Here is an 11020-nt window from a genome sequence, read left to right on the forward strand (position 1 = left end):
TGACGTTACGGGCTTCGAGTACTGGTGTGGTCACGGTGCTCACGCCCCCGCCTTGGTGACGGCGGCCGGTTCGCCGGTCAGTGTCGTTGTTTCTGGTACGTCGAGTTGGCCGGTCTCGTGGAATTCGAGTTGGCGGCGCCGGTTGGCGATGATGCCTTCGGGGCGGAAGCGCATCAGCAGGATGAGGGCGATGCCGAAGGCCAGCAGCGACTTGTCCTGGAGGAAGACGAGCTTCTCGGGCAGCAGGTAGAGCAGGGCTGCGCCGAGGATGGGGCCTGCGACCGTGCCCATGCCGCCGAGGACGACCGCGGCGAGGAGGAAGGCCGAGTTGGGGGGTGTCGAGCCGGCGAACTGGTACGGCGTCGGGACGACGCTGTAGGTGACGTGGGCGCTGACGGTGCCGGCGAGGCCGGCGAGGGTGGCGCCGAGGGCGAAGGCGATGAGCTTGACGCGGAAGCCGTTGATGCCCATGGCGGTGGCGGCGGTCTCGTCCTCGCGGATGGCGATCCAGGAGCGGCCGATGCGGGAGTCGGCGGCGCGGGTGTAGACCAGGACCACGATGGCCATGATCAGCACCATGAGCAGGTAGTAGTTGGCGAAGCGGCCGAGGGTGAAGCCGCCGATGTCGTGGGCTTCGCCGAGGTTGAACCCGAAAAATTTGAGGTCGGGGATGGCGGGAATGCCGTTGGGGCCGTTGGTGAGGTCGGGGCCGGAGTCGCCGTCGAGGTTGTTGACGGCGATGCGGAAGATCTCTCCGAAGCCGAGGGTGACGATGGCGAGGTAGTCGCCGCGCAGTCGCAGGGTGGGGGCGCCGATGAGGACGCCGAAGACGAGCGATGCGGCGGCGCCGGTGAGGGCGGCGGCCCAGAAGGGGAAGTGGACGCCGGAGAAGCGGGAGAACTCGGAGCCGGAGACGAGGGCGGCGGTGTAGGCGCCGACGCCGAGGAAGGCGACGTATCCGAGGTCGAGGAGGCCGGCGAGGCCGACGACGATGTTGAGGCCCAGGGCGACGGTCCCGAAGATCAGGATGTTGACGCCGATGTTGGCGTAGTGGTCGTTGGTCTGGGTGAAGGGGAACGCGATCGCGGCGGCGAAGCCCATGGCGAGCGTGAAGCTGCGGTTGCGGGCGACGATGCGGGAGAAGCGGTCGTTGAGTCCGGCGGTGTGCAGGGCCCAGACGGCGAAGACGACGACGATGAGGTAGCCGACGAAGAGTTCGCCGTACTCGGTGTCGATGCCGTAGGTGAAGACGGCCAGGCCGACGATGGTGGCGAGGGTGATGATGGCGCGCTCGACCCAGGGGCTGATGGGTGCGGGGGCGGGGATGTTGTCGGGCTTGGCGAGGTATGCCTTGAGGTTGCCCTTGGCGCTCGCGGTGCGGGGCTCGGGGAGGGCGAAGGCGCCGATGACGGGGAGGAGGGAGGCGATGGCCGCGACCCAGCCGCCCGGTTCGAGGTTGGCGAGTCCGCCGAGTTCGGTGGCGATCGAGATGATCGTGTACCAGGTGACGCCGAAGCCGCCGAGTGCGGTGAGCACCAGGGGGGCGTTGTTGCGGGCGGGGATGAGGCCGCGGAGGCCGCGGATGTTGTAGGCCGAGAGGGCGAAGAGGGTGGTGAGGAGGCCGGCGATGAAGGTCAGCCATTGGAGGCCGCCGGGGTAGCCGCTGATGGTGAGGTCGCCGGGGAACTCGCTGGTCCAGGTCCAGGCGAGGAAGGCGGAGGCGGCGGTGGCGATGCCTCCGGCGAGGAGGAGTGCGCGGGCCGCGGCGAGGGGGAGCGGGATCAGGCCGCGGGTGGTGGTGTCGGTCATCGTGATCACGCCCTGTCCGCTACGCGTTCGCCGAGCAGGCCTTGTGGCCTGACGAGGAGGACGAGGATGAGCAGGCAGAAGGCCCAGACGTCCTTCCAGGAGCCGCCGCCGAAGAGGTGCATGCCGGGGATGTCGTCGATGTAGGCGGAGGCGAGGGTTTCGGCGACGCCGAGGACGAGGCCGCCGAGCATGGCGCCGTAGATGTTGCCGATGCCGCCGAGGACTGCGGCGGTGAAGGCCTTGAGGCCCATCAGGAAGCCCATGCGGTAGTCGATGCTGCCGTATTTCATGCCGTAGGCGACGGCGGCGACGGCGGCGAAGAAGCCGCCGATGGCGAAGGCGATCACGATGATGCGGTTGGTGTCGATGCCCATGAGCTGTGCGGTGTCCGGGTCCTGGGCGGTGGCCTGCATGGCGCGGCCGGTGCGGGACTTGCGGACGAAGAAGGCGAGGGCGGACATGCAGACGATGGCTGCCACGACGAGGAAGATGTCGGAGTCCTTGATGGTGACGGAACCGATGTCGTGGGTGGCGTCGAGGCCGGGGAAGGCGACGGCGCGGTCTGCGCGGGGGTAGAAGTTGCGGACGACTTCCTGGAGGGCCAGGGAGAGACCGATCGCGGTGATGAGCGGTGCGAGCCGTGGGGCTCCGCGCAGGGGCCGGTAGGCGAACCGTTCCGCTCCGACGGCGATGAGGATGGCGACGAGGCCGCCGCCGATCAGCATCAGGGGGACGGCTATGGCCATCGAGGTGCCGTCGGGCAGGAGATAGAAGTAGACCGTGAAGGCGCCGAAGGCCCCGGTCATGAAGATCTCGCCGTGCGCGAAGTTGATGAGCTGGACGATGCCGTACACCATCGTGTAGCCGATGGCGATGAGCCCGTACATCGAGCCTAGGAGCAGCCCGTTGGCCAGCTGCTGCGGCAGGGTGTTCACCGCGTGGCCTCCATTGTCGCTGGTGGTCGTGTGCACGTATGCGTGCTGGGGTGGGGTGTGGCAAGGGCCGCGCGGTCGGGGTCCCCTTCCGCGCGGCCCGTGGTGGTGTTGCTGTGTGCTGCTGGGGCCTGGACTAGCCGAGGTCGGCGGTGCCGGTCTTCACAGCCTTCCACGCACCCTTGGTGACCTGGTAGACGGTGAGCTGCTTGTTGGTGGTGTCGCCGTACTGGTCGAAGGCGACCTTGCCGGAGATGCCTTCGAAGTCGGACTTCTGGACGCCGTCGACGACGGAGGAGCGCAGGGCGTTGATGTCGCTGGGGACCTTGCCGTCGTTGGCGTCCACGGCGGCCTTCACGGCCTTGATGATGGCGGTGGTGGCGTCGTAGGCGTACGCGCCGTAGGCGCCGTAGTCACCCTTGTAGCCCTTGGCCTTGTAGGTCTCGATGAAGGTCTTGGCGGCGGGCAGGGTGTCGGCGGGGACGCCGACGGCGGTGGCGAGGTCGCCTTCGGAGGCGGTGCCCGCGGTCTCGATGTAGGTGGAGGCGAACATGCCGTCGCCGCCGAACAGCGGGATCTTGACGCCGGCGCCCTTCATCTGCTTGGTGATGAGGGAGGACTCGTCGTACTGGCCGCCGTAGTAGAGCAGGTCGGCCTTGGCGTTCTTGATCTTGGTGACGAGGGAGCCGTAGTCCTTGTCGCCGGTGTTGATGTGGTCGCTGCCGACGACGGTGCCGCCGAGCTTCTTGAACTGCTCGGTGAAGATCTTCGCGAGGCCGGCGCCGTAGGTCTGCTTGTCGTCGACGACGAAGACCTTCTTCTTCTTGAGGCCGTTGTACGCGTAGTCGGCGGCGAAGCTGCCCTGGAGCTCGTCGGTGGTGGCGGTGCGGAAGTACGTCGCGTAGGGACGCTTCTTCGCCGTCTGCCAGTTCTTGCCCTGGGTGAGCTCGGGGTTGGTGTTCGAGGGGGAGATCTGGACCATGTTGGCCGAGGCGAACACCTGCTGCATCGTCTGGGCGACGCCGGAGTTCAGCGGGCCGACGGCGCCGACGGCGGTCTTGTCACCGGTGATGGTGGTGGCGTTGGACTGGCCGGTGGCGGGCTGCGCCTTGTCGTCGTAGGCCTTCAGTTTGAAGGTGACGCCGGGGACGAGCTTGTTCTTGTTGGCGTCGTCGACGGCGATCTGGGCGCCGTACTGGATGCCGAGACCGGTGGTGGAGTTCTCGCCGGACAGCGGGGCGTCCACGCCGATGGTGAGGGTGGTGCCACCGCCGTTGTCGCTGTCGCCGCCCTTGTCGTCTCGGGAGCCACAGGCGGTGAGTGTGAGAGCCCCCGTCGCCATGACGGAGGTCAGTATCACCATGGAACGTCGCACAATCAGTCCTTTCCGCAGGCACGCGCGCCCTCGTGGGTGCGGCTGGTGCCCGCGCTTTACCGAACTCCCGATGGAGCGGTGACTGGCGGTGACTCTAAGCCCGGTTTGCGGGCAGGGGCATCGCTGTGCGCTGGCTTGTGACTTTCTTGTTATGACGTGGTGGATGGCGGGCTTCCGTGGAGGGGGGTCTCGGCCGGTTTGGCGGAATATCCCCTCAGTCCGCATTTTGAGAACCTGCACTTCCGCTTGGCCGTCCGGGCTGTGGGGCCGGGGTTGTGCCGCAGGCGCCCCGGAGGAGCTGGAAAAGGTCGTGGGAGTAGGCCCGGCCGAAGATGAAACTGTGATGCTGTATTGCGCGCGCGTTACGGAGCGTTACGTCAAGAAATGGTAGGTCGGCATTCAGGGGCAGACCCGAGCAGTCGGAAACCGTTATCTGCACGGTGACCCGGTGTGTGGTGCCGGGGTGGACGGTGAAGGTCTCGGGGAGGGCGTGGGCGGTGAGGCCGGTGAAGGCGGCGCCGGTGACCTGGAGGGTGACGGGGGGTCCGCCGTGGACGTCGACGGCGAAGCGGAAGCGGCCGCTGGTGGGGTGGGTGCCGGGGGTTTCGGGGAGTCCGGCGGGCCCGAGGTACCGCCAGGCGGTGACGTTGGCGGGCCAGGGGACGGGGGTGTGGTCCGGCTCGGGGTGATGGTCCTCAAAGAGGGTGCGGGGGACAAGAACTGCGGCCGCGAGCAGGGCGATCGCCGTGGTGGTGAGGGTGGCCCTGCGGGCGCGCGGTGGCATGCTGCGCCACCGCGCGCTCCAACGGTCCGCCAGCCGGGGGCCGTCGGTGCCGATGACGTCGTAACTCTCTCCGGAATCCGGCGAGTCGACGGGCTCGACGGGGCCGATGCCGGTCATGGGAGAACGGTAGGGGAGTCGGGGGTTCGTGCCCAGCCGGTGTGTGTCTGCGTGGCTAGCGGGCGGGGGCGTCGCGCAGGAGGCAGGTCAGGCGGGCGGTGCAGACGCGGCGCTCCTCCTGGTCGCTGATCACGATCTCGTAGGTCGCGGTGGAGCGGCCCCGGTGCACCGGGGTGGCCACTCCGGTCACCAGGCCCGAGCGCGCCCCGCGGTGGTGGGTGCAGTTCAGGTCGACGCCCACGGCGATCTTGGAGCTTCCGGCGTGCAGCATGGAGCCGACGGAGCCGAGGGTCTCGGCGAGCACGGCCGAGGCGCCTCCGTGCAGCAGGCCGTACGGCTGGGTGTTGCCCTCGACCGGCATGGTGCCGACGACTCGGTCCGCGGAGGCCTCGACGATCTGCACGCCCATGCGGGTGCCCAGGTGCCCGGCCGAGAACATGGCGACGAGGTCGACGCCGAGCGCCGCGTACTCGTCGATGACCTCCTGCGGGAACGTGACGTGCTGCTGCTCACCCATGGGGCCGGGCTCCGTTCGTCCTGGTTGCTACGACTGGCTGTGCTGAGCAAACGCTCAGTCGGTTGCCGATTGTTCCAGACGTACGACGACGGACTTGCTGGCCGGGGTGTTGCTGGTGTCGGCGGTGGCGTCCAGCGGCACCAGGACGTTGGTCTCGGGGTAGTAGGCGGCCGCGCATCCGCGGGCCGTCGGATAGAGCACGACCCGGAACCCGGGTGCCCGCCGCTCCACACCGTCCTTCCACTCGCTGACGAGGTCGACGTAGGACCCGTCGGCGAGCCGGAGCCGGTCGGCGTCCTCGGGGTTGACCAGGACGACCCGGCGGCCGTTCCTGATGCCCCGGTAGCGGTCGTCGAGGCCGTAGATCGTGGTGTTGTACTGGTCGTGCGAGCGCAGTGTCTGCAGGAGCAGCCGGCCCTCGGGGAGTTCGGGGTACTCGACGGGGGCGGCGGTGAAGTTGGCCTTGCCGGTGGCGGTGGGGAAGCGGCGCTCGTCGCGGGGGGCGTGCGGCAGGGTGAAGCCGCCGGGCCGCGCCACGCGTGCGTTGAAGTCCTCGAAGCCGGGGATCACGCGGGCGATGCGGTCGCGGATGGTGGCGTAGTCCTTCTCGAACTCCTCCCAGGGCGTGTCGCTGTTCTCGCCCAGGACCCGGCGGGCGAGGCGGCACACGATGGCGGGCTCGGACAGCAGTTGCCCGCTCGCGGGCTCCAGGCGGCCCCGGGAGGCGTGCACCATGCCCATGGAGTCCTCGACGGTCACGAACTGCTCGCCGCTGCTCTGGAGGTCGCGTTCGGTGCGGCCGAGGGTCGGCAGGATGAGGGCACGCGCGCCCGTGACCGCGTGCGAGCGGTTGAGCTTGGTCGACACGTGCACGGTGAGGCGGGCCCGGCGCATGGCGGCCTCGGTGACGTCGGTGTCCGGGGAGGCGGAGACGAAGTTGCCGCCCATGGCGAAGAAGACCTTGGCCTCGCCGTCGCGCAGGGCGCGGATGGCGCGGACGACGTCGAAGCCGTGCTCGCGCGGCGGGGCGAAGCCGAACTCCTTCTCCAGGGCGTCCAGGAAGGCGGGCGCGGGGCGCTCGAAGATGCCCATGGTGCGGTCGCCCTGGACGTTGGAGTGGCCGCGGACCGGGCAGACGCCGGCGCCGGGGCGGCCGATGTTGCCGCGCAGGAGGAGGAAGTTGACGACCTCGCGGATGGTCGGCACGGAGTGCTTGTGCTGGGTGAGTCCCATGGCCCAGCAGACGATGGTCCGCTCGGAGGCGAGGACCATGGAGAGGGCTTCCTCGATCTCCGCGCGCGTGAGGCCGGTCGCGGCGAGCGTCTCGTCCCAGTCGGCGGCGCGGGCCGCCTCGGCGAACTCCTCGTAGCCGTGGGTGTGTTCGCGCACGAAGGCATCGTCGACGGCGCCCTCGGTCTCCAGGATCAGCTTGTTGAGGAGGCGGAACAGGGCCTGGTCGCCGCCGATGCGGATCTGGAGGAAGAGGTCGGTGAGCGCGGCGCCCTTGACCATGCCCTGGGGGGTCTGCGGGTTCTTGAAGCGCTCCAGGCCGGCCTCGGGCAGCGGGTTGACGCTGACGATCCTCGCGCCGTTCGCCTTGGCCTTCTCCAGGGCGGAGAGCATGCGGGGGTGGTTGGTCCCCGGGTTCTGGCCCGCGACGATGATCAGGTCGGCCTGGTAGAGGTCGTCGAGCAGGACGCTGCCCTTGCCGATGCCGATGGTCTCGCTGAGCGCCGAACCGGACGACTCGTGGCACATGTTGGAGCAGTCCGGCAGGTTGTTCGTGCCGAGTTCGCGGGCGAAGAGCTGGTAGAGGAACGCGGCCTCGTTGCTGGTGCGGCCCGAGGTGTAGAAGACGGCCTCGTCGGGGGAGCCGAGGGCGGCGATCTCCTCGGCGATGATGTCGAAGGCGCGCTCCCAGGTCACCGGTTCGTAGTGGGTGCCGCCCTCTGGGACGTACATGGGATGGGTGAGCCGCCCCTGCTGGCCCAGCCAGTAGCCGCTCCTGGTCGCGAGGTCGGCGACGGGGTGCGCGGCGAAGAACTCCGGTGTGATCCTGCGCAGGGTGGCTTCCTCGGCGACCGCCTTCGCGCCGTTCTCGCAGAACTCCGCCGCGTGCCGGTGCTCGGGCTCCGGCCAGGCGCAGCCGGGGCAGTCGAAGCCGTCCTTCTGGTTGACGCGCAGCAGGGTCAGCGCGGTGCGCTTCACACCCATCTGCTGCTGGGCGATGCGCAGGGTGTGGCCGATGGCGGGCAGTCCCGCCGCCGCGTGCTTCGGTTCGGTGACCTGGGGAGCGTCCTGAACCGGATCACCCTTGGGCGGCTTCGTGGCCATCGGACACTCTCCTTCGCACACACATGTGAGGTACGTCTCCGATCCTCGCACGCGCCGGTGACAACGCCGTTTGCCGGGCGTGCGGGGAGCGGCAGCAGGGCTTGCCCCTTCCGTGCCGTCGGCGGCGAGCGGGTCTGACTGTCAGTGGGGCGTGGCAGGATCGGGGGCGTGGCAGAGACAGCAGCGAAGAAGACCGACAACAGCCCCGGCAGCCGCCCGCGCCTGATGCTCATGGACGGGCACTCGCTGGCCTATCGCGCGTTCTTCGCGCTGCCCGCGGAGAACTTCACCACCGCGACCGGCCAGCCGACCAACGCGATCTACGGCTTCGCGTCGATGCTGGCGAACACCCTGCGCGACGAGGCCCCCACCCACTTCGCGGTGGCCTTCGACGTGTCCCGCAAGACGTGGCGCTCCGAGGAGTTCACGGAGTACAAGGCGAATCGCTCAAAGACTCCGGACGAGTTCAAGGGCCAGGTCGAGCTGATCGGCGAGCTCCTCGACGCGATGCACGTCTCCCGCTTCGCCGTCGACGGCTTCGAGGCCGACGACGTCATCGCCACACTCGCCACACAGGCCGAGGCCGAGGGCTTCGACGTGCTGATCGTCACCGGTGACCGTGACTCCTTCCAGCTGGTCAGCGAGCACACCACCGTGCTGTACCCGACGAAGGGCGTCTCGGAGCTGACCCGGTTCACCCCGGAGAAGGTCTTCGAGAAGTACGGCTTGACGCCCGCCCAGTACCCCGACTTCGCGGCCCTGCGCGGCGACCCGTCCGACAACCTGCCCGGCATCCCCGGCGTCGGCGAGAAGACCGCCGCGAAGTGGATCAACCAGTTCGGTTCGTTCGCTGAGCTGGTCGAGCGCGTCGAGGAGGTCAAGGGCAAGGCCGGGCAGAACCTCCGCGACCACCTGGAGGCCGTCAAGCTCAACCGCCGCCTCACCGAGATGGTGCGCACGGTGGAGCTGCCGAAGACGGTCACCGACCTGGAACGGGCCCCGTACGACCGCAAGACGCTCGCGATGATCCTCGACACCCTGGAGATCAGGAACCCCTCCCTGCGGGAGCGGCTCCTGGCCGTCGACCCGGGCGCCGAGGAGGCCGAGGGCACCCCCGTCGTCGCGCCGGGCGTGGCGGTGGACGGCCAGGTGCTCGGCACCGGCGAGCTGGCCGGCTGGCTCGCCGAGCACGGCGCACAGCAGCCCCTGGGCCTCGCCACCGTCGACACCTGGGCCCTCGGCACCGGCTCGGTCGCCGAGGTCGCGCTCGCCGCAGCCGGCGGGGCCGCCGCCTGGTTCGACCCGTCCGAGCTGGACGAGGCCGACGAGCGGGCCTGGACCGCATGGCTCGCCGACGCCGGCCGGCCCAAGGTGCTGCACAACGCCAAGGGCGCCATGCGCGTCTTCGCCGAGCACGGCTGGAGCGTCGCCGGCGTCACCATGGACACCGCGCTCGCCGCGTACCTCGTCAAGCCGGGGCGCCGGTCCTTCGACCTGGACGCGCTGTCACTGGAGTACCTGGGCCGGGAGCTGGCGCCCGCCGCCGCGGCCGACGGGCAGCTCGCCTTCGGCGCGGACGACGGGGCCGAGGCCGAGGCGCTGATGATCCAGGCCCGGGCCGTGCTCGATCTGGGCCTGGCCTTCGAGGGCCGCCTGGAGGAGGTCGGGGCCGCGGACCTGCTGCGGGACATGGAGCTGCCCACCTCCGCGCTGCTGGCGCGTATGGAGCGGCACGGCATCGCGGCCGACCGGGCCCACCTGGAGGCCATGGAGCAGATGTTCGCGGGTGCGGTCCAGCAGGCCGTGAAGGAGGCGCACGCGGCGGCCGGGCACGAGTTCAACCTCGGCTCGCCCAAGCAGCTCCAGGAAGTCCTCTTCGGCGAGCTCGGCCTGCCGAAGACGAAGAAGACGAAGACCGGGTACACCACGGACGCCGACGCGCTCGCGTGGCTGGCGGCCCAGACGGACAACGAACTGCCGGTGATCATGCTCCGGCACCGTGAGCAGGCCAAGCTCCGGGTGACCGTGGAGGGGCTGATCAAGACGGTCGCCGCGGACGGCCGTATCCATACGACGTTCAACCAGACGGTCGCGGCCACGGGTCGTCTGTCGTCGACGGATCCGAACCTCCAGAACATTCCGGTCCGTACGGACGAGGGGCGGGCGATCCGGCGCGGGTTCGTGGTGGGGGAGGGCTTCGAGTCCCTCATGACCGCCGACTACAGCCAGATCGAGCTGCGGGTGATGGCCCACCTCTCCGAGGACGAGGGGCTCATCGAGGCGTTCACCTCGGGGGAGGACCTGCACACCACGGCCGCCGCCCAGGTCTTCGCGGTCGAGCCCGGCGCGGTCGACGCGGAGATGCGACGGAAGATCAAGGCGATGTCGTACGGGCTGGCGTACGGGTTGTCCGCGTTCGGGCTCTCGCAGCAGCTGAACATCGAGGCGGGGGAGGCGCGTGCGTTGATGGACGCGTACTTCGAGCGGTTCGGTGGGGTGCGGGACTATCTGCGGCGGGCGGTCGACGAGGCTCGGGCCACGGGGTACACGGCGACGCTCTTCGGGCGCCGGCGCTACCTCCCCGACCTCAACAGCGACAACCGTCAGCGGCGTGAGGCGGCCGAGCGGATGGCTCTCAACGCGCCGATCCAGGGCACGGCGGCGGACATCGTCAAGATCGCGATGCTCAAGGTGGACGGCGCGCTGCGCGAGGCCGGCCTCGCCTCCCGGATGCTGCTCCAGGTCCACGACGAAATCGTGCTGGAGGTCGCGCCGGGGGAGCGGGTGGCGGCGGAGGAGATCGTCCGGCGGGAGATGTCCGACGCCGTGCGTCTGAACGTTCCGTTGGGTGTTTCGGTGGGGGATGGTCGGGACTGGGAATCCGCGGCGCACTAGCCTCCGGCGGTGTAGCGGGTGGGGTTGTCGTGTGTCTGCGGCTCCGGTGGGGGCGGGCGTTTTGCGCAGTTCCCCGCGCCCCTGGGTGCCTGCGGCGGCCTGCTTCGGCCCGGTGGGGGCTTGTGTAGCGCGTGCGGGTGGGTTGGGGGTCGGGGCCGGGGTGGGGGGTGTCCGTCCTCGGTCCGGCGGCTCGGTCATTTGAGCAGGGCCCTGTAACGGACGCCGGCCTGTCGATCTTCAGCTGCTGGCGGGTGAAC

General features: G+C 69.6%; 7 protein-coding genes. 1 reads left to right on the forward strand and 6 read right to left on the reverse strand.

The genetic code is table 11. The features are described from left to right. Nucleotides 1-39: 39 nt before the first annotated feature. From ABZT02_RS10715 to ABZT02_RS10740, 6 genes are all read right to left on the reverse strand, one after another. A complete protein-coding gene (locus ABZT02_RS10715) occupies nucleotides 40-1809 on the reverse strand; it encodes a branched-chain amino acid ABC transporter permease (protein ID WP_356016294.1) in 1770 nt (589 codons plus the stop codon). 5 nt (nucleotides 1810-1814) lie between these two features. Then, nucleotides 1815-2744: a branched-chain amino acid ABC transporter permease gene (locus tag ABZT02_RS10720; protein ID WP_356016296.1), complete on the reverse strand. Its 930-nt coding sequence runs from the start codon at nucleotides 2742-2744 to the stop codon at nucleotides 1815-1817. 133 nt (nucleotides 2745-2877) lie between these two features. Beyond that, on the reverse strand, nucleotides 2878-4104 hold the full coding sequence (locus ABZT02_RS10725) for a branched-chain amino acid ABC transporter substrate-binding protein (protein WP_356016298.1): 1227 nt from the start codon (nucleotides 4102-4104) through the stop codon (nucleotides 2878-2880). 226 nt (nucleotides 4105-4330) lie between these two features. Beyond that, nucleotides 4331-5017, reverse strand: a complete 687-nt coding sequence (locus ABZT02_RS10730) for a hypothetical protein (RefSeq protein ID WP_356016300.1) — start codon at nucleotides 5015-5017, stop codon at nucleotides 4331-4333. 55 nt (nucleotides 5018-5072) lie between these two features. Then, nucleotides 5073-5534, reverse strand: a complete 462-nt coding sequence (locus ABZT02_RS10735; protein ID WP_356016302.1) for a hotdog fold thioesterase — start codon at nucleotides 5532-5534, stop codon at nucleotides 5073-5075. 54 nt (nucleotides 5535-5588) lie between these two features. Then, complete coding sequence (locus ABZT02_RS10740) at nucleotides 5589-7868, reverse strand: FdhF/YdeP family oxidoreductase (protein ID WP_356016304.1); 2280 nt, start codon at nucleotides 7866-7868, stop codon at nucleotides 5589-5591. 168 nt (nucleotides 7869-8036) lie between these two features. Between ABZT02_RS10740 and polA the strand changes: the two genes are divergently transcribed. Beyond that, complete coding sequence (gene polA / locus ABZT02_RS10745; RefSeq protein WP_356016305.1) at nucleotides 8037-10763, forward strand: DNA polymerase I; 2727 nt, start codon at nucleotides 8037-8039, stop codon at nucleotides 10761-10763. Nucleotides 10764-11020 lie beyond the last annotated feature (257 nt).

Origin of the sequence: Streptomyces sp. NPDC005402 (assembly GCF_040606575.1) — a bacterium.
Classification (GTDB): Bacteria; Actinomycetota; Actinomycetes; order Streptomycetales; family Streptomycetaceae; genus Streptomyces.

Coding starts and splice junctions, on each gene's coding strand:
- ABZT02_RS10740 (WP_356016304.1), bottom strand. CDS start 7,868: ATGGCCACGAAGCCGCCCAAGGGTGATCCGGTTCAGGACGCTCCCCAG.
- ABZT02_RS10725 (WP_356016298.1), bottom strand. CDS start 4,104: ATGGTGATACTGACCTCCGTCATGGCGACGGGGGCTCTCACACTCACC.
- ABZT02_RS10715 (WP_356016294.1), bottom strand. CDS start 1,809: ATGACCGACACCACCACCCGCGGCCTGATCCCGCTCCCCCTCGCCGCG.
- ABZT02_RS10730 (WP_356016300.1), bottom strand. CDS start 5,017: ATGACCGGCATCGGCCCCGTCGAGCCCGTCGACTCGCCGGATTCCGGA.
- ABZT02_RS10735 (WP_356016302.1), bottom strand. CDS start 5,534: ATGGGTGAGCAGCAGCACGTCACGTTCCCGCAGGAGGTCATCGACGAG.